The sequence below is a fragment of the uncultured Roseovarius sp. genome (assembly GCF_963972555.1).
GTDB classification, from domain to species: Bacteria; Pseudomonadota; Alphaproteobacteria; order Rhodobacterales; family Rhodobacteraceae; genus Roseovarius; species Roseovarius mucosus.
Window position 1 is genome coordinate 86,496 of sequence record NZ_CAXAUM010000009.1, and the last position, 26,339, is coordinate 112,834.

Annotated in this window: 27 protein-coding genes and 1 riboswitch; of the genes, 12 read left to right on the forward strand and 15 right to left on the reverse strand. The window is 63.9% G+C overall.

All coding sequences use genetic code 11. The features are described 5' to 3' along the window. Positions 1-28: 28 nt before the first annotated feature. Positions 29-904, reverse strand: a complete 876-nt coding sequence (locus AACZ65_RS10770) for an S-methyl-5'-thioadenosine phosphorylase (protein ID WP_339670688.1) — start codon at positions 902-904, stop codon at positions 29-31. A gap of 139 nt (positions 905-1,043) precedes the next feature. Beyond that, entirely contained in the window at positions 1,044-1,856 is an 813-nt protein-coding gene (locus AACZ65_RS10775; protein ID WP_339670690.1) for a cysteine hydrolase, read from the reverse strand. Between the two features lie 129 nt (positions 1,857-1,985). Here AACZ65_RS10775 and AACZ65_RS10780 point away from each other — a divergent pair, with 129 nt between their 5' ends. Beyond that, positions 1,986-2,900 (forward strand): AraC family transcriptional regulator, encoded by a 915-nt coding sequence (locus AACZ65_RS10780; RefSeq protein WP_339670692.1) that lies wholly within the window; start codon positions 1,986-1,988, stop codon positions 2,898-2,900. Here the strand turns inward: AACZ65_RS10780 and AACZ65_RS10785 are convergent, their stop codons facing one another. Then, positions 2,901-4,286, reverse strand: a complete 1,386-nt coding sequence (locus AACZ65_RS10785; RefSeq protein ID WP_339670694.1) for a diguanylate cyclase — start codon at positions 4,284-4,286, stop codon at positions 2,901-2,903. It abuts the gene before it with no gap. A gap of 92 nt (positions 4,287-4,378) precedes the next feature. Between AACZ65_RS10785 and AACZ65_RS10790 the strand changes: the two genes are divergently transcribed. The 4 genes from AACZ65_RS10790 (at position 4,379) to AACZ65_RS10805 (ending at position 7,893) form a co-directional block, all read left to right on the forward strand. After that, positions 4,379-4,657, forward strand: coding sequence for a DUF3572 domain-containing protein (locus tag AACZ65_RS10790; RefSeq protein WP_206018431.1), 279 nt, complete (start codon positions 4,379-4,381; stop codon positions 4,655-4,657). After that, the gene (locus AACZ65_RS10795; protein WP_339670697.1) at positions 4,654-5,346 is read left to right on the forward strand and encodes an HAD family hydrolase; all 693 of its coding nucleotides are present in this window, start codon (positions 4,654-4,656) and stop codon (positions 5,344-5,346) included. The genes AACZ65_RS10790 and AACZ65_RS10795 overlap by 4 nt, the downstream gene beginning before the upstream one ends. Further along, entirely contained in the window at positions 5,343-6,230 is an 888-nt protein-coding gene (locus tag AACZ65_RS10800) for a DMT family transporter (RefSeq protein ID WP_339670699.1), read from the forward strand. Before AACZ65_RS10795 ends, AACZ65_RS10800 begins: the two co-directional genes overlap by 4 nt. Before the next feature lie 100 nt (positions 6,231-6,330). Continuing rightward, positions 6,331-7,893, forward strand: coding sequence for a trimethylamine methyltransferase family protein (locus AACZ65_RS10805; protein WP_339670701.1), 1,563 nt, complete (start codon positions 6,331-6,333; stop codon positions 7,891-7,893). Between the two features lie 129 nt (positions 7,894-8,022). Here AACZ65_RS10805 and AACZ65_RS10810 read toward each other — a convergent pair whose 3' ends face one another. Next, a complete protein-coding gene (locus tag AACZ65_RS10810; protein ID WP_339670703.1) occupies positions 8,023-8,751 on the reverse strand; it encodes an NYN domain-containing protein in 729 nt (242 codons plus the stop codon). 280 nt (positions 8,752-9,031) lie between these two features. Here AACZ65_RS10810 and AACZ65_RS10815 point away from each other — a divergent pair, with 280 nt between their 5' ends. Continuing rightward, positions 9,032-9,502 carry a VOC family protein gene (locus AACZ65_RS10815; protein ID WP_297539542.1) on the forward strand — a complete coding sequence of 157 codons (471 nt, stop codon included), beginning with the start codon at positions 9,032-9,034 and terminating at the stop codon, positions 9,500-9,502. A 97-nt stretch (positions 9,503-9,599) separates the two neighbouring features. Here the strand turns inward: AACZ65_RS10815 and AACZ65_RS10820 are convergent, their stop codons facing one another. From AACZ65_RS10820 to AACZ65_RS10830, 3 genes are read right to left on the reverse strand one after another with little or no spacing between them, the layout of a single operon-like run. After that, positions 9,600-10,343: an ABC transporter permease gene (locus AACZ65_RS10820; protein ID WP_339670705.1), complete on the reverse strand. Its 744-nt coding sequence runs from the start codon at positions 10,341-10,343 to the stop codon at positions 9,600-9,602. Beyond that, positions 10,340-10,996 (reverse strand): TenA family protein, encoded by a 657-nt coding sequence (locus AACZ65_RS10825; protein WP_339670707.1) that lies wholly within the window; start codon positions 10,994-10,996, stop codon positions 10,340-10,342. The genes AACZ65_RS10820 and AACZ65_RS10825 overlap by 4 nt, the downstream gene beginning before the upstream one ends. A gap of 12 nt (positions 10,997-11,008) precedes the next feature. Further along, complete coding sequence (locus AACZ65_RS10830; protein WP_339670709.1) at positions 11,009-11,734, reverse strand: ABC transporter ATP-binding protein; 726 nt, start codon at positions 11,732-11,734, stop codon at positions 11,009-11,011. Between the two features lie 45 nt (positions 11,735-11,779). Next, a riboswitch (TPP riboswitch) is annotated at positions 11,780-11,879 on the reverse strand. Positions 11,880-12,006: 127 nt separating this feature from the next. Here AACZ65_RS10830 and AACZ65_RS10835 point away from each other — a divergent pair. Both AACZ65_RS10835 and AACZ65_RS10840 read left to right on the forward strand, forming a co-directional pair. After that, the gene (locus tag AACZ65_RS10835) at positions 12,007-12,609 is read left to right on the forward strand and encodes a heme NO-binding domain-containing protein (RefSeq protein ID WP_297539534.1); all 603 of its coding nucleotides are present in this window, start codon (positions 12,007-12,009) and stop codon (positions 12,607-12,609) included. Further along, positions 12,606-13,616, forward strand: coding sequence for a diguanylate cyclase (locus tag AACZ65_RS10840; RefSeq protein ID WP_339670712.1), 1,011 nt, complete (start codon positions 12,606-12,608; stop codon positions 13,614-13,616). Before AACZ65_RS10835 ends, AACZ65_RS10840 begins: the two co-directional genes overlap by 4 nt. 164 nt (positions 13,617-13,780) lie before the next feature. Here AACZ65_RS10840 and bchO read toward each other — a convergent pair whose 3' ends face one another. From bchO to AACZ65_RS10860, 4 genes are read right to left on the reverse strand one after another with little or no spacing between them, the layout of a single operon-like run. Beyond that, positions 13,781-14,653, reverse strand: coding sequence for an alpha/beta fold hydrolase BchO (gene bchO, locus AACZ65_RS10845; protein ID WP_339670714.1), 873 nt, complete (start codon positions 14,651-14,653; stop codon positions 13,781-13,783). A 3-nt stretch (positions 14,654-14,656) separates the two neighbouring features. After that, on the reverse strand, positions 14,657-16,315 hold the full coding sequence (locus AACZ65_RS10850) for a magnesium chelatase subunit D (protein WP_339670715.1): 1,659 nt from the start codon (positions 16,313-16,315) through the stop codon (positions 14,657-14,659). Continuing rightward, positions 16,312-17,316 (reverse strand): magnesium chelatase ATPase subunit I, encoded by a 1,005-nt coding sequence (gene bchI / locus AACZ65_RS10855; RefSeq protein WP_339670716.1) that lies wholly within the window; start codon positions 17,314-17,316, stop codon positions 16,312-16,314. The genes AACZ65_RS10850 and bchI overlap by 4 nt, the downstream gene beginning before the upstream one ends. Beyond that, the gene (locus tag AACZ65_RS10860) at positions 17,313-18,059 is read right to left on the reverse strand and encodes a spheroidene monooxygenase (RefSeq protein ID WP_339670718.1); all 747 of its coding nucleotides are present in this window, start codon (positions 18,057-18,059) and stop codon (positions 17,313-17,315) included. The genes bchI and AACZ65_RS10860 overlap by 4 nt, the downstream gene beginning before the upstream one ends. A 70-nt stretch (positions 18,060-18,129) precedes the next feature. Here AACZ65_RS10860 and AACZ65_RS10865 point away from each other — a divergent pair, with 70 nt between their 5' ends. The 4 genes from AACZ65_RS10865 (at position 18,130) to AACZ65_RS10880 (ending at position 22,098) form a co-directional block, all read left to right on the forward strand. Then, entirely contained in the window at positions 18,130-19,686 is a 1,557-nt protein-coding gene (locus AACZ65_RS10865; protein ID WP_339670720.1) for a phytoene desaturase, read from the forward strand. After that, the gene (locus AACZ65_RS10870; protein ID WP_339670722.1) at positions 19,683-20,732 is read left to right on the forward strand and encodes a phytoene/squalene synthase family protein; all 1,050 of its coding nucleotides are present in this window, start codon (positions 19,683-19,685) and stop codon (positions 20,730-20,732) included. Before AACZ65_RS10865 ends, AACZ65_RS10870 begins: the two co-directional genes overlap by 4 nt. Continuing rightward, the gene (locus AACZ65_RS10875; RefSeq protein WP_339670724.1) at positions 20,729-21,190 is read left to right on the forward strand and encodes a TspO/MBR family protein; all 462 of its coding nucleotides are present in this window, start codon (positions 20,729-20,731) and stop codon (positions 21,188-21,190) included. The genes AACZ65_RS10870 and AACZ65_RS10875 overlap by 4 nt, the downstream gene beginning before the upstream one ends. Positions 21,191-21,288: 98 nt before the next feature. Beyond that, on the forward strand, positions 21,289-22,098 hold the full coding sequence (locus AACZ65_RS10880) for a DUF2189 domain-containing protein (protein WP_339670726.1): 810 nt from the start codon (positions 21,289-21,291) through the stop codon (positions 22,096-22,098). Between the two features lie 21 nt (positions 22,099-22,119). Here the strand turns inward: AACZ65_RS10880 and AACZ65_RS10885 are convergent, their stop codons facing one another. The 4 genes from AACZ65_RS10885 to AACZ65_RS10900 all read right to left on the reverse strand — a co-directional run bounded on the left by AACZ65_RS10885 (position 22,120) and on the right by AACZ65_RS10900 (position 25,970). Then, positions 22,120-22,332 carry a hypothetical protein gene (locus AACZ65_RS10885; protein WP_339670728.1) on the reverse strand — a complete coding sequence of 71 codons (213 nt, stop codon included), beginning with the start codon at positions 22,330-22,332 and terminating at the stop codon, positions 22,120-22,122. Continuing rightward, a complete protein-coding gene (locus tag AACZ65_RS10890) occupies positions 22,332-23,486 on the reverse strand; it encodes an aromatic ring-hydroxylating dioxygenase subunit alpha (RefSeq protein ID WP_339670730.1) in 1,155 nt (384 codons plus the stop codon). Before AACZ65_RS10890 ends, AACZ65_RS10885 begins: the two co-directional genes overlap by 1 nt. A 116-nt stretch (positions 23,487-23,602) precedes the next feature. Continuing rightward, on the reverse strand, positions 23,603-24,163 hold the full coding sequence (gene ilvN, locus AACZ65_RS10895; RefSeq protein ID WP_297539513.1) for an acetolactate synthase small subunit: 561 nt from the start codon (positions 24,161-24,163) through the stop codon (positions 23,603-23,605). 52 nt (positions 24,164-24,215) lie between these two features. Then, complete coding sequence (locus AACZ65_RS10900; RefSeq protein WP_037270901.1) at positions 24,216-25,970, reverse strand: acetolactate synthase 3 large subunit; 1,755 nt, start codon at positions 25,968-25,970, stop codon at positions 24,216-24,218. Positions 25,971-26,339 lie beyond the last annotated feature (369 nt).

The window sequence follows — 26,339 nt, forward strand, 5'->3', positions numbered from 1 at the left end:
CCGCGCGCGAAGAGTTGAGCAGAGGCGATCAACCCAGCACGCGCCCCGCCACCGCATCGAGCCGCGCCAGAACAGCGGGGTCGCGTTTCTCGGGGGCGGTGATCAGGGCAAAGTCGAGCGCGCGGTCGCAGCCATGCGGGCAGGGATCGCGCTCGGGGCCGAGCAGCGCAGGCAGGCGGCGCACCAGGTTGCGCCCCTTGTCGGCATTGCCGGTCAGGGTGGCGATGATCGCGCTGATATCGACCGCGCCGTGATCCGGGTGCCAGCTATCATAATCGGTGATCATGGCGACAGAGGCGTAGCAGAGCTCTGCCTCGCGGGCGAGCTTGGCCTCGGGCATGCCGGTCATGCCGATCACGTTGCAGCCCCAGACATCGCGGTAGAGCTTTGATTCCGCGAGGGTCGAGAATTGCGGGCCTTCCATGGCGAGATAGGTGCCGCCTTCGTGCAGGGTGATGCCGGCATCGCGCGCCGCGACGGCGCAGGCTGCCGAGAGGCGCGGGCAGGTGGGATGCGCCACGCTGACATGGGCCACGCAGCCGGGACCGAAAAAGCTCTTTTCTCGAGCAAAGGTGCGGTCGATATACTGATCGACAAGCACGAAATCGCCCGGTGCCATGTCTTCGCGAAATGATCCGCAGGCCGAGACAGAGATCACGTCGGTCACGCCCAGACGTTTCAGGGCGTCGATATTGGCGCGGTAGGGAACGGAGGTGGGGCTATGCACATGACCGCGCCCGTGGCGGGGCAGAAAGGCCATCGGCACCCCGTCGAGCGTGCCGGTGAGGATCGCATCCGAGGGCACGCCCCAAGGGGTTTCCACCGCGCGCCATTCGGCCCCTTGCAACCCGCCGATCTCGTAGAGCCCGGAGCCCCCGATTACCCCGATCATTGTCTCTGTCATGTGCTGCTGTCCTGTCTGATGCCACTTGGGGTCATGGTTACGACGGTTCGCGGCAAATGAAAATGCCCGCGCGGGTCCGTGATCCGCGCGGGCTGCCCTGCCTGTCATCCCCGGCAGGCAGGTGCAATGGCGGCGGGCGTCAGCCCAGCATCGCCACGACCTCTTCGGTGGTCCAGACGGCGTTGGCCATGTAGCGGAAGTTGATCAGGGCGGCGAGATAGCCGTCGCCCTCGGGCAGCATGGCGGCGGCGGTGGCGTCCTTGATCACCGCGACCTCAAAGCCCTGTTCCAGCAATTCGCGCATATGGCTTTCGGTGCAGAGGTTGGCGGACATGCCCGCGAGGATCACCTGATCGATGCCCTGTTTGCGCAGTTGCAGGGCAAGGTCGTTATGTTCTGGCCCGTAGAGCTTGTGCGGCGAGGTGACGATGGTCTTGCCGTCGTTGATATAGGGTTTGTAGATTTCGAGGAAATCGGCGCCCGAGCCTTCGAACCCTTCGAGCGACAGCGGATCCTTGCGGTCGAACATGCCGATCTTGTGCATCAGCTTTTCCAGCGCGCCTTCGAATTTCCAGCCGTGATCGCTCGGATAGTAGTAATGCGGTGACACGGCGACGGTGATGCCAGCGGCCTTGGCCGCCTTGAACAGGCTTTCGATATTGGCGACGGTGTTGTTGCGCTCGACGCTGGCACCGACCACGCCCCAGGTCACGCCATTGGGGCTGAGAAAATCGTTCTGCGGGTCGGTGACGACAAGCGCGACGCGCGCGGGGTCGATTTTCATGTCGCTAGGCGGCAGGGCGGGTTCGGCGGGCTCGGCATAGGGGTTGTCCTGCGCCTTGGCGCCGGTGGCGGCAAGGCCGGTCGCGGCGGCGGCAAGGGCCACGGTGCCGGTCAGCGCCTGACGGCGGGTGAGTTTCGGATCGTGGTTGTGGTCATGACAGTTGCACATGGTCTCTCTCCTGAGTGGCGGTTGAATAGAGTGAACTTGGCAGAGGCCATGTGCCTTTGCGTCCCGAATACGTGGCGCACGGCATAAATTCAGTGCCAATCCTGCAAGAGTCATGGCACGCTGCACGCCATGCAGATCACCGAGACCCATGACCGAATCCTGAGCGAGCTCGACATCCGGCCAGAGCCCTTTGCGCTCTGTGCGCTGGAGGGGATGTGCAGTCTCGGGCTCGGGCGCGTGCCAGGCGCGACCTTGCATTATGTCCTGAGCGGGGAGGGGCATCTGAGCCTGCAAGGGCACGCGCCCATTTCGCTTGCACCGGGGCGGCTGGTGTTGGTGCCGTCCTGTGCGCGCCATTCGCTGAGCCATAATGGCAAAGGCGCGACAGTGGTGCCGGAGTGCAAACCTGCAGGTCTCGATCTTGAGGAACACGTGGCGCGCGGCGAGGGCGAGGGCACGATGGTGGTGCTTTGTGCGCGGCTGCATCTGGGACTGCGTGGCACGCATGGGCTGATTGATCTCATGCGTGCGCCGCTCAGTCTTGACCTGAATGCGGCACCGGGCGCCGGACGGGCGATGGAGACGTTGCTGGGCGAGGTGGCGCAGCAGAGAACCGGCGGGCGGGCCATGGTACGCGTGCTGCTCTTGCAATGCGTGATCGAGATGCTGCGCGGGCGGATCGAGGCGAGGGACCCGGCGGTTATGTGGCTGGGGGCGCTGGCCGATCCGGGCCTGTGGAGGGCGCTCTGCGCGATGCTCGATGATCCCGGCGCGCCTCATGCGCTCGAAAGCCTTGCCGAGGCGGCGGGCATGAGCCGGTCGCGATTTGCAGAGCGGTTTCAGGCCGCCTATGGACAGGGTCCGATGGGGTTTCTGCGTGCGTTGCGGCTGGCGCGTGCGGCGCAGCTCTTGGTGGATCAGCGCATGCCGGTCAAACGGGTGGCGCAAATGGTGGGCTTTGCCAGCCGCAGCGCGTTTACCCGCGCCTTCGTCGAAGTCTGGGGACAGTCGCCGCGCGCCTTTCGGCTGGGACAAGAGCGGTGATCACGCGGGGGAACGGGCGCAGAATGTGACCATGTTGCGCCCCTGCGCCTTGGCGGCATAGAGCGCGCGATCCGCCTCTTCGAGCAATTGGGCGACGCTGGAGGGCTGACCCATCGGCGTGGCCATGGTCACACCGATAGAGATGGTGACATGCAGCGGGGGCGTCTGGGCTGCAACTGCGATAGGGGTTTGTGCAACTATGGCGCAGAGCCGGTCGGCGGTGCGCTGGGCGCGCCTGCGGCTGGTGGCGGGGGTCACGATCAGAAACTCCTCGCCGCCGATCCGGGCGAGCATGTCGCCGTCACGCAGGTGGGTGCGCAGGTGGCGCGTGACCGCGCAAAGAACCTGATCGCCCGCGGCGTGGCCATGGCGGTCATTGACCTGTTTGAAAAAATCGAGATCGGCCAGCATCACGGCAAAACTTTCGCCCGAAAGATGGCTGGTGTCGATCAGCCGTTGCAGAAAGGGCAGGGCATAGCGGCGGTTATGCGCACCCGTGAGCGGGTCGAGCATGGCCGCGTTGAGCCCGTCGCGCAGTGCCGCGCGTAGACGTTCGGCGCGCCGCCTGCGGCGCAGTTGCGCCGAAAGGCGCAAGATCAGTTCGCGCGCGTCAGGGTGGCCAATGATCACGTCGTCAGCGCCCATATCTAGCAAGGTCACGCCAAGGGCCGCTGCATCGGCGTCGACCAACACGATGATCGGGCGGGCACGGCTGCGCGGTGCGGCCTTGAGTTCTGCCAAGAGGCGCAGGCCCTCTTCGGCCTCGGTCCCGGTGATTTGCAGCAGATAGACATCGGCCGGCGATTGCGTTTCCGAGAGCGACAGAGCGCGATCGGCGTCGATCACGGTCGTGACATGGGATGAATGGCGTGCGAGCAGGGTTTGCAGGCCATAGGCCCCGGCTCGGGTGCGGGCGATGAGTCCGACGCGGCCCGGCGCATCAAAGCCCGGAGGAGCCTCGGCAAAGCCCAGCGCCTGTGCGCCACCGAACTGCAGATTGAGTTCCTGTTCCCCATGATGCTGGCGCAAGAGATTCCGCAGGCGCGCGAGCAGCAGCGCCTCGGGGACCGGTTTGCTCAGGACGTCATCCGCCCCGGCGCTTAGGGCCGCGCGGCGTTCTGTCGGACAGTCCGTCGTCTGCAGGACCATGACCGGCGTGGCCCTCGCCCCTTCGGCGTGGCGCAGTGCTGCGATGAACTCTGCCGCTGTGGCATCAGACAGGCGCGCATTGGCCAAAATTAGATCGGGGCGCTGTATGGCAACCAAGCGAAGCCCCTCCTTTGCCGATGCCGCCTGCACGACCTCGTAGTGGGCGTGGCAGAGTTTGACCTTGAGCACGATCCTGTTGGTCGCAAGATCGTCGACGATCAGAATTTTTCCTGACATGGACGCGACGCCTTTGCTCTTGCCCTTTACGATTGGTTCACTATCCATGGCAGAGGTTAAGAAAACCTTTCCAGAAATTAACCGGGATCACGATGCAGCAGGAAACCGCCGAAACGATTGCCTTGCAGGCGCTGGGCTGGCTCGCGGCGCAAGACGAGCTTTTGCCGGTTTTCCTCGGGGCGACGGGGGCGTCAGAACAGGATGTCCGTATGCGCGCCACCGAGCCGGAATTTCTGGGCGCGGTGCTGGATTTCCTGATGATGGACGATGCCTGGGTCGTGGGATTCTGCGATGCGCAGGGCTTGAAATACGAGACGCCGATGATGGCACGCGCGGCCTTGCCGGGCGGGGCACAGATGAGCTGGACATGAGCCGCGCCGACGGAATCCTCTTTGACAAGGACGGCACGCTTTTTGATTTCCATGCCACATGGAGCGTCTGGGCGCATGGGGTCATTCACGATCTGTCGAAGGGGGCCCCCGATGTCATGGCACGAATGGCCCGTGAGGCGCATTACGATCTGGAGGCGCGGCGATTTCACCCGACCAGCCCGATAATTGCGGGAACCAACCGGGAAGCCGCCGAATGTCTGGGCCGCGCCTTGCCGGGCCGAGCCGTGGACGAAATCGAGGATCACCTGAGGCTGAGCGCCGCCACCGCACCGCTTGCCCCTGCCGTGCCGCTTGCCCCCTATCTCGAAGGGTTGGCCGCGCGGGGCCTGCGGTTGGGCGTGATGACCAATGACACCGAATACGGCGCGCGCGCGCATCTGGGCGCGGCGGGGGTGCTTGGGCATTTCGATTTCATCGCCGGGTTTGATTCAGGCTATGGGGCCAAGCCCGCGCCGGGGCCGCTCTTGGCCTTTGCGCGCGCCATGGCGCTGGAGCCTGCGCGCGTGGTCATGGTGGGCGACAGCACCCACGATCTGATGGCCGGGCGCGCGGCGGGGATGCAATGCGTGGGCGTGCTGACCGGCACGGCGCGCCGCGCCGATCTGGAGACGCTCGCCGATATCGTGCTGCCTGACATTGGTCATATCCCGGCTTGGCTGACCGCATGAGGCAACATCCCCTGTTCGGTCTGGCGCTGGCGACGTTCGGCGCGCTGATGCTTACGCCCGATGCGCTCTTCATGCGGTGGTCGGGCATGGGCGGCTATCAGATGGTCGGCTGGCGCGGCCTGATGATGGGCCTTGTTTTCATGGTCTTCTGGGCCGCGACCTCCAGGCACAGGGTACGCGATCTGGGGGTTCTGGTCAGTGGGTATGGGGCTGGCATCGTGATCTGCCAATATGCCAATGCAACGCTCTTCAGCCTTGGCATCGCCAATGCGCCGGTCGCTGTCGTGCTCTTTGCCGTGGCCACGGTGCCGATTTTCGCGGCGCTCTTTGCACGGCTCATCATCGGAGAACCGACGCGCAGGGCGACATGGATCGCCATTGTCGTGGTCATGGCGGGCATCGCTTTGGCGGTCTTTGGCGGCGGACATGGGGATGTGACGCTGGACCGCGCCGCGCTCTGGGGGGCATTGGCGGGATTGGGCGTGGCGATGGTGCTGGCGCTGAATTTTGTCATCCTGCGGGCACAGCCGCAGGTGCCGATCCTTATGGTGATCGGGTTGGGCGCGGTGCTGGCGGGGGCCACTGGCGTGATCGTGACCGGGCCTGCGACCATGATGCAAGGCGAGGTCTGGGCGATCGCGATCTGTGGCCTTGTGATTCTGCCGGTGTCGTTTTTCTCCCTGTCGCTTGCGTCGCGCTATACCCATGCCTCGAATGTGAGCCTGCTGCTGCTGCTGGAGACGGTGCTCGGGCCACTCTGGGTCTGGCTGGGAACGGGTGAGGGACCGACGCCGATGATGCTTTTGGGCGGCATCATCGTGGTGGTCACGCTGGCGATTTACCTCTGGCAGACCGGGCGGCGGCGCATGGCGCGGCAATCGTGATCCGCGAAAAGCAAAAACGACAGCATAGGTCGCTAAGCGGCATGTGAGGCCGCCCCGAGCGGTGTTTCGTGAGGTCAAACGAGCACCGGAGGGGCATCAGATGGCCGAAGATCTCAAACGCAGGACACGCAGCGGCGGGCGCGCAGGCGGGGCGGCCCGGCGCGGCAGCGCAGTTATCGAGCAGATGCCGTGGAACCCTCCCATCAACCGGGATCGGCCCACCGAACCGCTCACCGATGCGGGCGTGCTGGCGATTCACGACGGCGCGATGCGGATCCTCGAAGAGATCGGCATCGAGTTTCTCAACCCCGAGGCGGTGGCCATTCTGCGCGCCTCGGGCGGCTGCGAGATCAATGGCGAGAATGTCCGCATGGGCCGCGATTTCGTCATGGAGATGATCGCCAAGGCCCCCGAAAGCTGGACCATCACACCGCGCAACCCGGACCGGACCATCACCATCGGGGGCAACCACCTGAACTTCGGCAACGTGTCCTCGCCGCCCTCTTATTGGGATATGAAGATCGGGCGCAAGGTCGCGGGCACGCGCGAGATGTGCCAGAACCTCTTGAAATTGACGCAATATTTCAACTGCATCCATTTCGCAGGCGGCTATCCGGTCGAGCCGCAGGATATTCATGCCAGCGTCCGGCACCTTGACGTGCTTTATGACAAGCTGACGCTGACCGACAAGGCGATGCACGCCTATAGCTTGGGTGCCGAGCGGGTCGATGACGTGATGGAAATGGTGCGGATTGCCGGGGGTCTGACCCACGAGGAATTCGAGGCCAGCCCGCGCATGTATACCAACATCAACTCGACCTCGCCGCTCAAGCATGATTATCCGATGCTGGATGGCTGGATGCGTCTGGCGCGGCGCGGTCAGGGGCTGGTTGTGACGCCCTTTACACTCGCCGGGGCCATGGCGCCGGTGACGATGGCGGGGGCCGTGGCGCAGTCGATTGCCGAGGCGCTTTGCGCCGTCGTGCTGGCGCAACTGATCCGCCCCGGCGCGCCCTGTGCGATTGGCACCTTCACCTCGAATGTCGATATGAAATCCGGCGCGCCCGCCTTTGGCACGCCGGAATACATGCGCGCCACGCAGATGACCGGGCAATTGGCGCGGTTCTACAAACTGCCGATGCGGGCCTCGGGTGTCTGTGCGGCGAACGTGCCGGACGGTCAGGCCATGTGGGAGACCTCGAACAGCCTCTGGTCTGCCGTGCAGGCGGGCGCGCATATGGTCTATCACGCCGCCGGATGGCTGGAAGGCGGGTTGATCGCAAGCCCTGAGAAATTCGTCATGGATTGCGAGATTTTGCAACAGATTCAGCGCTATATGGACCCGATGCTATGGGCCACCGGACCTGACGAGATTGCCGTCGAGGCCATCCGCGAAGTGGGCGACAAGGGGCATTTCTTTGGCATCCAACACACGCAGGACCGTTACACCACGGCCTTTTATCAGCCCTTCCTGAGCGATTGGCGCAATTACGAGGCCTGGGAATCGGCGGGTGCCGTCTGGACACCGGCGCGGGCGCATCAGGTGTTTCAGGACATCATCGCAGGTTTCGAGGCACCGCCGATGGACGACGCGGTGCGCGAGGAGCTGGCGGATTTCGTGGCCCGCCGCAAGGCCGAGGGCGGGGCACCGACGGATTTTTGAGGCAGTGATGTCGGCGTCGGTATTCTGTCGGTATCGCGTCGGTGCTCGGGCAACGATGGGGAACAGACGATTGTCCAGTAGCCGCGTCTGGCAGGAAGCGGAGAAAATCTCGAACAGAGCCTTTGCAATTTAGGCGGTCACGGTCTTGAAAGCGTCCGGCCTGTAGCGAACCTTGGCTTTGGGCCCTTTGGGGTCGAGCGAGTAGAGCGCGGGGCGTTTTGCAAGATAGGCGCGCCAGGACTTCTCTGGACTCTTGCTGATCATGACCCCGTGCAGCTTGTGCATGTGCACCGAGAGCAAATTAATCTCGTACCCTGAGTTATCGGTACAATGGGACCTGATCACAATCCTGATCTTGTGATCCAGGTCTGTTGGCGCATCTGTGGATCTCTGACCTGCTGGTTCTGGGGCGGGCGTGACACAGGCTGGGATGCTGACGAGTTCATGAAACTCCGAACACGCCGCCCTAAACCGCTCGGAAGTCTTGGCCTCTCCGACGCCGATCACAGCCAGCCCATAGCCCCGCAAGCGGGTGGCGAGATGGGTGAAATCCTGATCCGAACTGGCCAAGAGCACCGCCGCGCATTGATCCGAGAGCGCGCGTTCCATCGCGTCAACGCAGATCAGCATGTCGGTTGCATTCTTGCCGCTGCCGGAATGGACGAACTGAAAGCCGGCGACCTTGTCCCAATCAGGCAGAAGGCTGACATTGCCATAGGCACGCAAAAGGTCGGGGTCGCCGTAGCGGCGGGCCAGATCGAGGATGCTCCGAGCGTGCGTCACGGGAATATTCTCGGCATCGACAAAGACCGAGAGGCGCGGCGCAGGGCTAAGGCGGGTCGGGGGCAAGGTGCTCATGGCCCAAGCCTAGGATGGCAATCCGGATTGATTTGCGGCATCAGGCGATCTTTTTCATGGCGCACACGTCAGGCGGGTGATTGCGGGGCCGGAGGCTGGGAGGAGTATTTGGACCAAGAAGAAGATGGGGCTTGGGCATGCTTGCTGACTGAGTGACAATGCGCAAGCATCTTGTCGTTCGCGCCGACGCGGCCCGTGCCCATCTGCGATGGATTGAATTTTGCGCAGCCCCAATACGGATCGGAATACGAGAGATGCGCTAGACCATTGGAGGAACACGATGACCTTTGTTATCAACGCGCTCGTCCCGGAGTTGTGGTGCTCGGAATTCGAGGCTTCGCTTAAGTTCTACACCGACATTCTTGGGTTTGATGTCGCGCAGCGGCGGGGGTGTGATCCGCATGCTTATCTATCGTTGCAAGGCGCGCAGATCATGATTGCCCACTGGACGCTCGATGGCACTTGGGTGCCGTGGCGTCGACAAGAAATGAATCGGCCTTATGGTCGTGGGATAAACCTGCAATTTTTTGTGCCCGAGGTGCGCGGCTTATACGAGAGGGTCCTTGCGGCGGGCGTAAAGCCGCTCGTGGAAATCTATGAAGATGAAATATGGAAGACCGATTGCATGGACAGGCGCCGCCAGTTCCTGATCTCTGATCCTGACGGCTATGTGTTGCGCTTCGCGCAAAGCATCGGGACGCGCCCCTTGGACCCAGCCGATGATAAAAATCAGGACGCGCAGACCGTGTAAGTGGTGTGCCGCCGATGCTCGTTCAAAGAGCAATCGGCATCTTATTGGATCAAAGGGAAAGCGAACCGGACGTGGCTATCTATGCAGCCCCCCGCCTTCACCCCACCGCCTTGCCATCCAGCCACCGCCGACAGCCCCGGTCCACCCCCGCGTGCAGGAGGAGCGTCAGCACTGCCAGCACGATCAGGGCGGCGAACATGAGGTCGATCTTGGCGCGGCCATTGGCCAGCAGCATGAGATAGCCCAGTCCCTTGGACGCGCCCACCCATTCGCCGATGATCGCCCCTATGGGCGCATAGACCGCCGCGAGGCGCAGACCCGAGGCAAAACCCGGCAGCGCGGCAGGCACGCGGATATGCCACATGAGCCGCGCCCGGTTCGCGCCCATGACGCGCGCGAGGTCGAGCCAATGCGGCGGTGTGCGCATCAACGCGTCGAAGAACGCCGATGTCACCGGGAAATAGATGATCAGGAGCGCCATCGCGACCTTGGACCAGAGGCCATAGCCCAGCCAGAGGGTGAGAATGGGCGCGAGGGCAAAGACCGGGATCGCCTGCGAAAACACCATCATCGGGCGGATCAGACGCCGAGCCACATGCGAGGACGCGAGGCCAATCGCCGAGAGGCCGCCGAGGATCGCCCCCAAAGCGAGGCCAATCAACACCTCTGCCGCCGTAATGGTCGCGTGGTGCGCAATCAGCGCGCGGCTGGCCCAGAGGGTTTCGGCCACGCGCGCCGGCCCAGGCAGAATGAAGGGCGGCAAGGCCGCGAGCGTCACCAGCGCCTGCCAGAGCACAAGCGCGAGCGCTGTAGAGGTGGCGATGGTGACAAGACGGCTCATGGGGCAGGGTATCCGGCGAGGGCCGCATCGAAGAACGCGCGCTCCAGCCTTGTAGCTGTGACAAAGGCGGATCGTGCAGCGGCTTGATCCTCGGGCGAGAGGGTGGGCCAGACCAGATCAAGCTGGCCGCGCAGATAGGCGACCACGCCCTCGAACCCCGGCCCGCTGTGCAGAGTGATCCATTCCCCGAACCAGAACGGCAAGTCTTCGGCGCGGTCCGCGTGGGGGCTGGCCCAATCCAGATAGGTCCATTCCGCCACGCTGAGGACCGCGATCATCTGCGCATAGCACCCTGATCTGGCAGCCGCGCGCATCAGCGCCTGAAACTCGGCCGTTACAGGATGAGGAGTGGCGGGCGGTTCGGTCGTGCCGCCCAAGGCCACGATCGCGCGCAGGAAATAGGTGTTCTCCGGCCCGGAAATCAGCCCCAGAAACTGTGCGGCCGGGATGGCATCGGGCAGGCTGGGCGCATGGGCGATGGCAGAGGCCAAGAGGCGCACGAAATCCTCGATGAAGAGGTAATCCTGTTGCAGATAGGTCAACATGCGCGTTTCGGGCAGGGTGCCCGCCGCAAGCTGATCGGTGAAAGCGTGCCGGGTGGCGGCCTGCCAATCGGTGGCCACAAGGGATTTGAGGTGGTCGGTGGGGCGCATCTTTGTCTCCGTTCAGGCGGGCGCGCGCAGGCGGGTCAAGAGACGCCCCTGTGCGGCGAGGGATTCGGGATCATCCACCGCGCGCGGCACCGGCGCCGCTGGGGGTGTCACATCCTCCAGCCCCGTTTCGGTGAGGATATGGATGGCGTGTCCCATGCGCGCGGCCTCGGCCGGGTCATGGGTGACCATGAGCACCGTGCGCCCCGCCAGATGGGTGGCGGTCAGATCCTGCATCTGCGCGCGGGTGCGGGCATCGAGCGCTGAAAAGGGCTCGTCCAGAAGCACGATGGGGCGATCTTCCATCAGGGTGCGGGCGAGCGCCACGCGCTGTTTCTGCCCGCCCGAGAGCGCATGGGGCCGCTTGTCGGCATGATCCGCCAGACCGACCCGCGCCAGCATCTCGCGCGCCCGAGCCGTATCGCGCGGCATTCCGCGCAACCGCGCGCCAAGGGTCACATTGCCCAGCACGTCAAGCCACGGCATCAGCATGTCGCCTTGGGCCATCAGCGCCATGCGGCCCGGCAGGGGCAGCCCGTCCGAGGCGGTGATCGTGCCGGTGAACTCTGTCACCTCATCCACCCCGGCAATCAGGCGCAGGAGCGTGGTCTTGCCCACGCCCGATGGGCCAAGCAGGCAGGTGATGCGCCCTGCGGGCAAATCGAGACGCAGCGGGCCAAAGACCGACAGAGCTCCGATCCGGGCGCAACCATCGAGGGTCAGACTGGGCGGGGCGGTCATGCGCGGCCTCTTCAAACAGGGCTCGCGGGCAGGGGGGTGGCGCGCGGATGCGCGGTTTCCGTTCCCTCCGCCGGTGCGAGCCGGATCAGGTTCGATGGGTTGGTGCAAAACCTCTCAGCCCCAAGGGGCACCCCAACGGATACCCCAGATGTAGCGGCAGCGCCCCGCGATGACAAGGGCGCGATAGGGTCTGCCAAATGCCGGGCATTTTAGATGTTCAGGGTGCGTTAACCCTTGGGTGTCAGGATGCGGGCATCTGAGGGGAGAATTTCATGCACGGGCTGGTCAACCGCGCCATCGAGCGATTTGTCAGGGATACCTATGGGCGCGATGTCTGGATCGGCACCATTCACAAACTGGATCTGGGGTTTACCGAGTTCGAGGCGATGATGACCTACGAGCCACGCATCACCGAACAGGTGTTGACGGTGGTGGGCAACCGGCTGGCGCGCGGGCGCGACGATCTGCTGGAGGATATCGGCACCTATCTGGTCTCGCATCCCGCGACCGAGGCATTGCGCCGCCTGCTGCGCTTTGGCGGGGTGGATTACGTGGATTTTCTGCATTCTCTCGATGATCTGCCAGAGCGTGCGCGCCTTGCGGTTGCCGATCTGGGGTTGCCGGGGCTGGAATTGCAGGACAGGGGCGGCGGGCTTTATCATCTGCACGTCGGGCTGCCCGAGGGGCACGATCTGAGGCTTGGGCCGGTGGTGGTGGGAATTCTGCGTGCCATGGCGGACGACTATGGTGCGCTGGCGCTGGTCGAGCATCAGGGCGACGGCGCGGACCATGAGATCATCGCGGTGCGATTGCTGGAAGAGGGGTTTGCCCATGGGCGTGCCTTTGCATTGGGAGTTGGGGGAAGCGCGGCATGACGGCGCGAGAGAGAACGCTGTTGCCCCTGCTCGCGGACCTTTGCCCAATGCACGCGGTTCTGGATGCCCAAGGCCATGTGGTGCAGGCGGGGCCGACCTTTGCCAAGCTCTTTGGCGCGCAGCCCCCTCTCGGCATGCGATTTCTCGACCTCATCGAGCTGCGTCGCCCGCATCAGGCGGAGGATATGGTGGCTCTGCTGGCCTGTGCGGGCGCGCGGCTGCGGCTGCGGCTGCGCGCCTCCCCCCATACGGCACTCAAGGGCGTGCTCTTGGCCTTGCCCGGCGGGGGCGCGGTGGTGAACCTCTCGTTCGGGTTTTCCGTGGTTGAGGCGGTGCGCGACTTTGGCCTGACGGGTGCCGATTTTGCCGCGACGGACCTGACGACCGAAATGCTCTATCTGATCGAGGCGAAATCCGCCGCGATGGAGGCCTCGCGCAAGTTGAACCTGCGCCTGCAAGGCGCGCGCATTGCGGCGGAAGAGCAGGCCTTTACCGATATGTTGACGGGTCTCAGGAATCGCCGGGCGCTCGATCATGTCCTGGACCGGCTGATGCAGAGCGAGCAGGATTTCGCGCTTTTGCATCTCGATCTCGATTTCTTCAAACAGGTGAACGATACGCTGGGTCACGCGGCGGGCGATCACGTGCTGCAAGAGGTGGCGCGGCGCCTGCGCGACGCGGTGCGCGCGAATGACCTGATCGCGCGGGTTGGGGGCGACGAATTCGTCATTCTGTTGCTCGGCATGACCGAGCGGGCACCAGTGCGCGACTTGGCAGAGCGGATGATTGCCCGACTGGAAGAGGCAGTGCTCTACCGCGCGCAGGAGTGTCGGATTTCGGGCAGCATCGGCATCACGCTCAGCTGTGCCTACGACAGCCCGGATCCGGCGCGGATGATGGCCGATGCCGATCTGGCCCTTTATGCCGCAAAGGGGCTGGGGCGGGGCTGTGCTCGGTTTCACGAGCCGCCCGATAAAAGCGTGGCTCCGCTGCGCGGCATTGCCTGAGCGCGCGGGTGTTCTGGTCTTTCGCTGATCCGCCGAATGGCTCCAAATCTCTTCGGGCGCTATGCGCTCCATCGAAACCGCACCCGCCCCGGGCTGACAAGGGATCCGCCGAGGCCCCGGCTCAGGGGCCGGGGCGACACGATCCCGATCAGACGCCGCCTGCCTCAGGCGGGCCAGCTCCCCGGATCGAGAATCGCGGCCAGAACGCGCGCGGCATCCTCTTCTTGGGCGACATGGCCCAGACCGTCGAGCGACAGGTTGCGCGCGCGCGGCAGTTGCGCGGCGGCGCGAACAGAGGTTTCGGGCGGCACCGCCAGATCGCGGCTGCCAGTGATCAGGAGACAGCGATTGGGGATCGTCCCCAACCGTTTCAGAAGCGGGGCCACGTCCCACTGCGCCATCATCTGCAATGTCCCATCAACATGCGCGCGGTCGCCGATCAGCCGCGCATAGAGTGCGAGCCCCTCGGACGACAGATGCGATCCGGTGCTCTCGATCAGGCGGCGGGCGCGCGTGACCTTGTCCGCCCCAAGGGTGAAAAGCGTGGGGGTGAGCGGGTTGAGCGCCAGCACCTTGGCCAGAACTGGAAACAGCCAGCCTGCCACGCCTTCGAACGGGCCGAGGGCTGCGTTGACGCAGGCAATATCGGGCGGTTGACTTGTGGGCGTGACCAGCCGCGTGGCGAGTTCGAGCGCGAGCGCGCCCCCCGCTGAATGACCGAGGATCAGATCCGGTTGCCAGCCTTGGGCGATGCAGAGCGCGGCAATATCCGCGGCCATGCCGGACAGGCCCAGACGCCGCCGGTTGCCGGCGCGCGAAAAACCCTGACCGGGCAGATCAAGCGCAATGACCCGGTGGCTGTGCGCCAGAAGCGGCATCAGATCGCGCCAGCTATGGGTCGAGCCTCCGGCCCCATGCAGCAAGAGCGCCAAGGGCCCGTGCCCCATCTCTTGCACATGCCAGTGGTGGGGGGGGTGATGGATGCGGCGTGACCGGTCATTGAGCGGCCATGTCGCCAGATCGCGCTGCCAATCCATCGCTCAGCCCCCGAGGGCCAGGGTGACCGCCGTTGAGATGCGCCGGGCATCGGCGCGCGGCAGGGGCAGGTGGCGGGCGTTCATCTCTGCGGCAAGCTGTGCCGGTTCCGGCCCCGGACGCGCAGAAATGTCGATCACGATCGCAGGCAGGTTTTGCGCGCGCCAGAGGCGAGCCATGGCGGTGGTGTCCTTGGTCGCCTCGGCACGGTCGCCGCGCCCGTCGAGCGTGATATTGGCCCGCGCATCGGTCAGGAGCGCCAGTGTGGGGCTCAGCCCATGGGCCTGCGATTGCCGCGCGAGGGTGAGCGCCGCGCCAAGGGCCGCCGCAAGCGGCGTGCCGCCGCCGCCGGGCAGGGCGCCCAGACGTCGCTTGGCCTGCACCAGGGCGCGGGTGGGCGGCAGGATCAGGTCCGCGCCCGTCCCGCGAAACGCGATGAGCGCCACCTGATCGCGCCGGGAATAGGCCTCGGCCAGCAAAAGCTCGACCGCGCCCTTGGCCTCGGCCAGCCGTGCCAGCGCTGAGGAGCCAGAGGCATCGACCGCGAAGATCACCAGCCGGTCGGCGCGATCCTCGTAGCGTTTGAGGTGAATATCGGCGGCGTGGATGATCACGCCCGGCGCGTCGGGTCGGGTGCTGCGACGCAACGGTTGCCATGGGGCGGCGGCGCGCAGAGTGGCGATGAGGTCTATCCGCCCGCGCCCGTCCGGCGTGCCGGGTCGCGCAGGCAGAGGGCGGCCGCGCTGATGCGCCCTGCGCCGGGCACCGGCCCCCGAACCCGCGCCACGTCGCATGGCCCCGCGTTGGGTCAAGAGATCCAGCAGCGCAGGTGGCAAAAGGGCAGCCACCGCCGCGATGAGCAAGTCGTCGGGAATGTCGGGCGTATCGCTCTGGCGCTGTTCTTCGGGTTCGGGCGCGGCATCGGGCTTCTCTGGTTCCGCATCTTGCGGCAGTTGCGTGGCGCGGGCGGGATAGACCAGCTCTGCCGCCTCGCGCAGATCGTCGGGTGTCACCTGCGTATGGGCCGCGAGCGCCGCAAACGCGCGGGCTGCGCGCAGCGCAAGCCAAGGCGCGCGCAGGCTGTCGATGCCGAAGCTTGCGGCCAGCGCCGTCAGGGTGGCGATATCTTCGGGCGTATGGCTGACGCCGCCCAGCCGGGCGCGCGCCTCTGCCAGGTCGGCGGCGGCGGGCATGAGGGCGGGGGCCGCATCATGGCGGATGTCGTCGAGAGTCACATGAAGCGCCAGCCGCTCGCAGAGGGTTTGCGGGGCTGTCTCCTCGGCGTCGATCCCTTCGTCAAAGAGCACGAGTGTATGATCCGGGCTTTGGTCCAGCAGTTGCGCCAGCCGGGCGGCGAGGGCGGGCGGCGTGCGTTCGGCCATGGTCAGGATCAGCCGTGCCGGGGTTTCGGCCAGCCCGCCGCTCTGGATCAGGCGACCGGCGGCAAGGGTGGCGGCAATATCCGCGCCGCCAAAAAGCTGCGTGTCGCTGAGATCGGGATGGATGCGCCGCGCGGGGCCGGGCAGGCGCGCGAGTGCTGCATCGAAAGCTTGGCGTACCGGGCCTGCGCGAGCGCGCAAGGTCAGGCCGCGCAGGCCCTCGGGATCAACCGCCAGAAGGGTAAGCGCCCGCAGGGCGCGCGCCCATGCGGGGCTGGGCGTCATCCCCAGACCTCGGTCATGGCGCGGGCGATGCGCGCGGCACTGCCCGCCTCGTCCAGCGGGTCACGGCGCAGCCGGTGACTGAGCGCTAGCGGAGCCACTTGGTGCAGGTGCTCGCGGGTGACGGCGGCATCGCCCTCATAGGCGGCAAGCGCGCGGGCGGCGCGCAGCAGGGTCAACTCGCCGCGCAGCCCGTCCGCGCCGATGGCGATGCAGAGGGTGGCGCAGTCGCGCAAGACGTCGTCGCGAGCCTCGACATCGCGCAAGGCGCGGCGCGCCGCCAGAATCCGGTCACGGATCAGGGCATCCTCGGCCTGCCATATCGCCATAAACGCGTCGGTGTCGCGCTCATAGGCATCGCGGCGGCGGATGACCTCGATGCGTTCGTCGATGTTCTGAGGCGAGCGCACCTCGACCGAGAGGCCGAAGCGATCCAGAAGTTGCGGGCGCAATTCGCCCTCTTCCGGGTTGCCCGAGCCCACGAGCACGAAACGCGCCGGATGACGGATCGAGAGCCCCTCGCGTTCGACCACGTTCTCGCCGGATTGGGCCACGTCGAGCAGCAGGTCGACGATATGATCCTCAAGCAGGTTGACCTCGTCTATATAGAGATACCCCCGGTTTGCCCGCGCCAGAAGGCCGGGTTGAAAGGCCTTTTCACCCAAGGTGAGCGCCCGCTCGATATCGAGCGCGCCGGTCACGCGGTCCTCGGTCACGCCGAGGGGCAGATCGACCACAGGCGTCGGCCGCTCGATGATCTCGCCCAGGGGCGCGCTCGACCAGTCGGGCGTATCCTCGGGGCGTTCGGCGTTGATCGGGCTGCCGTCGATCATGCGGATGGGGGGTAAAAGTGCGGCCAACGCGCGCACAGCCGTGGATTTGCCGGTGCCGCGGTCGCCGAACACCAGCACGCCGCCAAGCCCCGGCTCGATCGCCGTGAGGATCATGGCGCATTTCATGTCGTTCTGACCGACGATGGCGGAAAATGGAAAGGCTGCGGTCATTGTTCTTCCTTGATATGGTCGAGCGGGCTGCTGCCGCCCCATGTGCCCGCCTCGCCGATAACGCGAAACCGGGCGTAGAGTTCTTCGCGGAACCAATCGCCATCGCGCACGGCGGCGATGGCGCGGGCATGCGGGCCGTCACGGCGGGCAAAGTCGGCCATGCTGCGGCTGTCAGGCCAGATCGAGAAGGTCACCTGATGCAAGAGCGGCACCTCGCCCACGCCGATCTTGAACGCGACATTGCGGTCGGCACCGATCACCGCGCTGATATCCGGCACGCGGCGCCAGAATTGCAACGCTTTGCGTGGGCGCACAGTGGCGCGGGTGAGCGCGGCGAGGGGGCCTTTGTCCTCGGGTGTGGTGATTTCAAATGGGACGGCCCCTGACCATTGACCGCGCACCGATGTTGGCGACAGAAAGAGGGTCCAGCTTTCGCTGGCGCGGGCGAGATAGCGGCGAAAGACGCGGGCGCCCCCGGTCTGCGCGCGCGCCGTGGCGGCATCGGGCCAGACCGCGAGAATCGCATAGACCCCGGTATTGGGGATGGGAGTGAAGCCCTCGCCGGTGCCTGATCCAAGCAGTTTCCAAAAACCTATGCCCTGAACGCGCGGCAGCATGAAGCGCGCAGCCCCCATCATCATCAGCGCCCAAAGCCGGTCGATACCGCGGGAAAAGCGAAAGAAACTGAGGCTGACGGTCTGAATGGTACCGCTCCTTGAGGGACTGTCAGGCAAGTTTGACATGGATTTTGTTCCAAGAAAAGAGGCGCGAGAAAGGATTGTCAATTAAACTAGACACCTGTAGTCTAAACCTATGTTGACAAGAGTCGATCCGCGCCTGATTGAACAGGCCACACGCGCCGACGCCCCGCATGCGCTGGTCATTGGAGCAGGACTTGGCGGTTTGGCCTCGGCCATGCGTTTGGGGGCCAAGGGATATCGGGTCACGGTTCTGGATCGTTTGGATAGCCCCGGGGGGCGCGGTTCGAGCATCACAAAGGACGGGCACCGGTTCGATCTGGGGCCGACCATTGTGACTGTGCCGCAGCTCTTCCGTGAATTATGGGCGGCCTGTGGGCGGGATTTTGACGCGGATGTCGATCTGCGGGCGCTTGATCCCTTCTACGAAATTCGCTGGCCGGATGGGTCTACCTTTACCGCGCGACAAGACCGGGATGCGATGCGCGCGGAGGTATCGCGCCTCTCGCCGGGTGATCTGGCGGGTTACGACCGCTTCGTCAGGGACAGCGAGGCGCGCTATTGGTTCGGGTTCGAGGATCTGGGGCGGCGGTCGATGCACCGGCTGGTCGATCTGATCAAGGTCTTGCCGAAGTTCGCTTGGTTGCGGGCGGATCGGTCAGTTTATGCCCACGCGGCAGGCCGCATGAAGGATGAGCGCCTGCGCATGGCGCTGTCGTTTCATCCGCTCTTTATCGGCGGTGATCCGTTCAATGTCACGTCGATGTATGCGCTTGTGAGCCATCTAGAGGCGGCGTTTGGCGTGCACTATGCCATCGGTGGCGTCGATGCCATCGCCCGCGCCATGGTCCGGGTGATTGAGGGGCAGGGCGGGATGATCCGGCAAGGGGCCGAGGTCGATGAAATCGTGATCAGGGACGGGCGTGCGATGGGCGTGCGCCTGACCGGGGGCGAGGGGATCAGCGGCGATATCGTGATCTCTAATGCGGATGCGGGCCATACCTATGATCACCTCTTGCGCAATCACACGAAACGGCGTTGGACCACGGCGCGGCTCAAGCGGTCGCGCTGGTCTATGAGTCTGTTCGTCTGGTATTTTGGGACAAAAGGCACGCGCGGCATGTGGCCGGATGCAGGCCATCACACCATTCTGAACGGTCCCCGATACAAGGGGCTGGTGCGCGACATTTTTCGGCGCGGCGTTCTGGCCGATGACATGAGCCTTTATGTGCATCGCCCCTCCGTGACCGATCCGGGCGTGGCACCCGAGGGGGGCGATACGTTTTATGCGCTCAGCCCTGTGCCGCATCTCGGCCATTCAAATCCGGTGGATTGGGCGGCCGAAGCCGAGCCCTATCGCCAAAAGGTGCAAAAGGTGCTGGAGGATCAGTTGCTTACGGGCCTTGGGGCGCATTTGACCGCCTCCGAGGTGTTCACGCCCGAAACCTTTCGCGACCGATATCTTAGCCCGCATGGCGCGGGTTTCTCGATCGAACCGCGCATTCTGCAAAGCGCTTGGTTCCGTCCCCATAATGTCAGCGAGGAACTGCGCGGCCTCTACCTTGTAGGGGCGGGCACACATCCGGGGGCAGGTCTGCCGGGGGTGATTTCCAGCGCCGAAGTTCTGGCACAACTGGTGCCGGATGCGGTGCCGGTCGGGGTGATGCAATGATCGCGCCGCAGGATCTGGAGCATTGCACCGAGGCGATCCGCCACGGGTCGCGGTCTTTCCATGCCGCGTCCAAGCTCTTGCCTCGCAGCGTGCGCGATCCGGCGCTGGCGCTTTATGCCTTTTGCCGTCTGGCCGATGATGCGGTGGATGAGAACCGCGAAAAGGCGGCGGCGGTGCTGGCACTGCATGAACGCCTAGATTTGGCCTATGCCGGGCGACCCCGCAATGCGCCGGCTGACCGCGCCTTTGCCGCGATCATCGAGGGTTTCGACATGCCCCGCGCCCTGCCCGAGGCGTTGCTGGAAGGGCTGGCGTGGGATGCCGAAGGTCGCCGCTACGAGACGCTGTCCGAGTTGCGCAGTTATTCGGCACGCGTGGCCTCTGCGGTGGGGGCGATGATGTGCGTGCTCATGCGGGTGCGCGCGCGCGACGCGTTGGCACGGGCCTGCGATCTGGGCGTGGCTATGCAACTGACCAATATCGCTCGCGATGTGGGCGAGGACGCGCGCGAGGGGCGGCTATACCTGCCATTGGAATGGTTGTCCGAGGCCGGGATGACGCCGGAGGGTTTTCTGCGCGCACCTGCCCCTGATGCTGAGGTGCGTCGCATGGTGCGCCGCTTGCTGATGGAGGCGGACAGGCTCTATGCCCGATCAGAAGCGGGGATTGCCGCGCTGCCGCTATCGGCGCGGCCCGGTATTTTCGCCGCGCGCTATATTTATGCGGGTATCGGCGCGCAGGTGCGCCGCGCGGGCCATGACAGTGTCACACGCCGTGCGCGCACCAATGGCTCGCAAAAACTTGGCTGGCTGATGCTGGCCGTGCTACGGGCGGGGGGGAGCGTGATCTTGCCACGCTCGCCCGTGATCTTTGCTCGGTCGCTGCCTGAGACGGAATTTCTGGTGCGTGCCGCAGCACAAGACGCGCCGCGCGCCACCGATTGGAGCGATACGCTCTATGAGGCGCTTGCCCGTCTCAAGGCACAGGATATGGCACGCGAGTCAGGCTTGAGCCGGGATGCCGGGCGGGTTAGAGAGACCGCATGATATGGATCACCTTCGGGATTTTTCTGGCGGCTTGTTTCGCGGCAGGCTCGACCGGCGGGCTCTTTCCGCCGGGTGAGTGGTATGCGCGGCTGAAAAAGCCGTGGTGGACACCGCCCAACTGGTTGTTTCCAGTGGCCTGGACAACGCTTTACATTTGCATGGCGGCTGCGGGGGCGCGGGTGGCAGTAAGCCCCGGCAATGGTATTGCAATGGCGCTCTGGTCCTTGCAAATCGCGCTCAACGGTCTCTGGACCCCGGTGTTTTTCGGGCTTCAGCGCATGAAATTGGGGTTGATCGTGCTGTGCTCGCTTTGGGCCTCTGTTGCGGTAACACTGGTTGCACTCTGGACTGTGGACTGGATCGCGGGGCTGCTTTTCGTGCCCTATCTCACTTGGGTGAGCGTGGCCGGTATGCTTAACCTTGCCGTACTACGGCTCAATCCGGATGCGGCGCGGTAAGGTGCTGCGCGCACCCCGAACCTGCTCTGCACAGAAAATCCCTATCCTCTTACGGTGAAATTGCTCTAGGCTCTCACAAAAAAGGGAGGAGGGGCACCATGCCGCAGAACGAGGTCAAGCCGCTGGGCGTGCCGGAGATGGGTGACGTCCGGCTGGATATGCTGGCAGAGGCGCTGCGTCGCGGTTGGGCGGATATGCGCCGCGCGCCGGGCTTTGCGGTAATTTTTGCCGGGGTCTATGTGGTGATCGGGCTGGTTCTTGCGTGGATCACATGGATCACGGGAAAGAGTTATTGGCTGATCTTTGCCGCTGTGGGATTCCCCCTGGTGGGGCCATTTGCGGCTGTGGGGCTCTATGAGGTGAGCCATCGATTGAGCACGGGCCGAGCGCTTGTGGCCTCGGAAATCTTTGGCGTGATCGCGCATCAGAGGCGGCGGCAATTGCCTTCGATCTGTGCCATCATCATCATGGTGTTCCTGTTCTGGTTCTTTATTGCGCATATGATCTTTGCGCTCTTTATGGGGCTGTCGACCATGACCAATGTCTCAAGTTCGTTGGAGGTTTATTTCACGCCAGAGGGGCTGAGCATGTTGACGGTGGGGACAGGTGTTGGCGCGATCTTTGCGCTGTTGCTCTATAGTCTGACGGTGGTGTCGCTGCCCTTGTTGCTGGACCGGGAGGTCGATTTTGTCACTGCGATGCTGACAAGCCTTCGGGTGGTGATCGAAAACCCGGTGCCGATGCTGGTCTGGGCGGCTCTGGTGGCGGGACTGACGTTTCTGGCGATGCTGCCTGCGTTTCTGGGGCTATTTTTTGCGCTGCCGCTTTTGGGGCATGCAACATGGCATCTCTATACGCTGATTTGCGAGGCGGGGGGCGCTGCCCCCCGGACCCCCCGGAGTATTTGAGCCAAAAAGAAGCAGGAGGCGCTATGCCTCTCGCCCGTGGGCGATCAGGCGGGCGTGCAGATGTGCGGCCTCAAACGCGCCGGCCTCAAGTGCGAAGATATAGGCATGGGTGAGAAAAAAGCAGGCGGCGTCAAGGGTTTCGGCCCGGTCTGCCGCCTGCGTATAGAGCGAGATCAGCGCTGCCCGGTCGCCCGTTTCATGGGCGCGGACCATCGCGCTGTCGAGGTCGGTCATTATGCTGCGCGGGCCATGGCGCGATGTGCCTCGACGCGGTCTGCCACCCAAGCGTGAAAACAGTGTGTGGGGCTGTCCATTACCGGAGAGAAACGCCCGCCGTCGAAATAGGTCGCGTGGCGGCCACGCTGCATGCCCTCGACCACAAAGATATCCTCTTCGAACACGGTTTTCCAAAGCTGGGTATTGCGCAGGCGCAGCCCACCATCGGCATTGGGAACCGAGTAATAGAGGTGGATATGCTCGACCGTGCGCTCTGGCCCTTTCGGCTCCAATATAATGGCAAAGGCGTGGTCGCGGTGAACGCCCAAGAGGACATTGGGATAGGCCGCGACATATTCGGCCTGTTCGTTCCATTTCGCCCCCACTTCGGCGAAATCCGGGAATGTCGCGCCGGTCTCATTGGTCAGTTGGCGATAGACCATCGTGCCCTGACCGGAATATTCGCCCGGTTTCTCGATGTGGTAATGATCTTCGAGCCGGGAATAGCTGTTGAGGCCGGGGTGGACCCACGGCAGGTGATAGCTCTCGCAATAGTTCTCGACCGCGAGTTTCCAGTTGGTTTTCACCTCAAGCGTAAAGCGGCTATCCGCCCCGCCGTGATAGACCGGCAGATCAAATTCGCGCCAGCGGGCGATGAGATCAGCCATCGCATCCTCAAACGCGGGGGCATCGCCCGAGACATTGATCCAGACCACATCGCGCCAGATATGGCTGCGAATCTCGGTCAGGCCCAGGTCGTCGCGTTTGATGCTCTCGTGGGTGTTGTGCCCCGGTCCGCCGACATGCGGGGTCGAGACGAGCGCGCCCTTGGTCGAATAGCACCACGAATGATAAGGGCAGCGGATGGCCCCCTCGATCTTGCGCGGTTCCTCGACGAGGATCATGCCTCGGTGGCGGCATATGTTCTGAAACACGCGTACCTGACCGTCCTTGTCACGCAGGAGCAAGAGCGGCATGCCCAGGAATTCGATCGGTTTGGCATCGCCCGGTTCCGGCACATCGGCCCCTACGGCAAGACCGGCCCATTGGCTGAAGAGCAGCGCGTGCTTTTCTTCCTCGAAGACGCCGGGATCTATGTAATGGGCATTGGGCAGGCCGTTGGCCTGATCAACGGATGTGCGGACATTCGAAAGATCGGTCAGCGCGGGCATTTTGGTGTCTCCGGAGGTTAGGGCTGACGCATATTGCGCCAGTGCCCCGCACCCACACGCGCCTGTCTGCGACGCGGCGCGTCAAACCCGCGACAAGCCTGTGACCGTGGCCCCGATCAGAGGCCGCGCGGCAGGGCCGCGACGCCTGTGCGTGCCATTTCCACAAGGCCAAGCGGACGCATCAATTCGGCGAAGGCGTCGATTTTCTCGGGCGCGCCGGTGATCTCGAACACAAAGCTTGTGAGCGTGCTGTCCACCGCATTTGCGCGGAAGATGTCGGCCAGGCGCAGTGCCTCGACGCGCTTGTCGCCGGTGCCTTCGACCTTCAGCAGCGCCAATTCGCGCTCGACGCTGGCCCCTTCGACGGTGAGGTCATTGACCTTGTGGACCGGCACGATGCGGCCCAACTGTGCCTTGATCTGTTCGATCACCTGCGGCGTGCCTGTGGTCACGATGGTGATGCGGCTTGTGTGGCCGGTGTGATCCACCTCGGCCACGGTGAGGCTGTCGATATTGTAGCCGCGCCCCGAGAAGAGGCCGATGACGCGGGCGAGAACACCGGGTTCGTTATCGACCAGCACCGCCAAAGTATGGGTTTCCTGCACATCCGAAAAGGTTGGGCGCAGGTTATAGGCGGAATGTTTGGACGAGCCTTTTTTGATTTGCAGAGCGGACATTATGCGGATTCCTTGTTGATCTGGCGTGGCTGGTGGTGGGGTGAGCCCCGCGTCACACCAGAACCGCGCCGCCCTCTTTGATGGCGTCCTTGGTGCTTGCCTCACCCAGCAGCATCTTGTTGTGCGGCTCGCCGGACGGGATCATCGGGAAGCAGTTTTCGTGCTTTTCCACGAGGCAATCAAAGATCACCGGCCCGTCATGGTTCAGCATCTCCATGATCGCGTCATCGAGATCGGCAGGGTCCGAGCAGAGAATCCCCTTGGCGCCAAAAGCCTCGGCCAGCTTTACGAAATCAGGTAGGGATTCCGACCAGCTTGACGAATAGCGCTCTCCATGCAGCAATTGCTGCCACTGGCGGACCATACCCAAACGCTCGTTGTTGAGGATGAACTGTTTGACGGGCAGGTGATATTGCATCGCCGTGCCCATTTCCTGCATGTTCATCAGCCAAGACGCCTCGCCTGCGACATTGATCACGAGCGCCTCGGGATGGGCGATCTGCACCCCGATGGAGGCCGGAAAGCCATAGCCCATTGTGCCAAGCCCGCCCGAGGTCATCCAACGGTTTGGATCGTTGAAGCCCAGATACTGCGCCGCCCACATCTGATGCTGTCCCACCTCGGTGCAGATATAGCGGTCATGATCCTTGGTCAGCGCTTCGAGCCGGGCAAGGGCGTGTTGCGGTTTGATGGTCTTGCCCTTTTGGGTGAACTTGAGGCAATCGACCTTTTTCCACTCGTTGATGCGCTCCCACCACTTGGCGATGCCTTCACGGTTGAGTTTGGAGCCGCGCGCCTTCCAGACCTCAATCACATCGGCCAAAACATTGGCGATGTCGCCGACGATGGGGATATCAGCGCGAATCACCTTGTTGATCGACGAGGGGTCGATGTCGATATGGGCCTTGATGCTGTCGGGGCTGAACGCGTCGAGACGTCCGGTGATGCGATCGTCAAACCGCGCGCCGATGTTGATCATGAGGTCACAGCCATGCATGGCCATGTTCGCCTCGTAGAGCCCATGCATACCGAGCATGCCGATCCAGTTTGTGCCATTGGCGGGATAGGCCCCTAGGCCCATGAGAGTTGAGGTGGTGGGAATGCCCGTTGCCGCAACCAATTCGCGCAAGAGGCGTGTGGCCTCTGGTCCAGAGTTGATGACGCCGCCGCCGGTGTAAAAGATCGGGCGCTTGGCCTTTTCAAGCGCAGCCACCAGATCGGTGATACCTTCTATGTCGCCTTTGACTTGCGGTTGGTAATGCGAGACGCGCGCTTGCTTGGGGGCCGTATAGGTAGCCGAAGCGAATTGCACATCTTTGGGAATGTCGACCAGAACTGGGCCGGGGCGCCCGGTCGTGGCGACATGAAAGGCCTGATGCAGCGTATCGGCCAAGCGCGCGGTGTCGCTCACCAGCCAATTGTGCTTGGTGCAGGGGCGGGTGATGCCCACGGTATCGGCCTCTTGAAAGGCGTCATTGCCGATCATGAAGGTAGGCACCTGGCCTGTCAGAACCACCAGCGGAATTGAATCCATAAGGGCATCGGTGAGACCCGTGACCGCGTTGGTCGCACCGGGGCCGGAGGTGACAAGGACCACGCCCGGTTTGCCGGTCGAGCGCGCATAGCCTTCGGCCGCATGGACGGCGGCCTGTTCGTGGCGCACGAGGATGTGGCGAATGTCATTCTGCTGGAAGATCTCATCGTAGATAGGTAGCACGGCACCGCCGGGATACCCGAATACGACATCCACGCCCTGATCCTTGAGGGCCTGGACCACCATTCTCGCTCCGGTCATCTGACGTGTCATGTGCTCGTGCTCCGTATATGACGTCAACTCAGTTCGCATAAAAAAGCCCCCGGTTTTTCCGGGGGCGCATGGGGGACCCTACGGGTGTCCGTTACCGGCCCATGCGCCAATGACCTACAATGAATACTAGTGTGTCCACGTGGGCGACTCCGTTCTGCGTGGCGCGGACATTAGGTGCGGGGGCAGGGGGCGTCAAGCCGATTTGGTGGATAAAATGTCGCAAAACGGGATGAAATCTTTGCATTTATTGCGCAAAATGGGCTTTGGATGTGCGTTTCCCGTTTTGCGTGCCTCCGGGGACCCCGTTTTTGCGGGAATCGCCCCGTGATGCCGGGGCTGCGCGCGGCTTTCATCTGGCCGAAAATACCT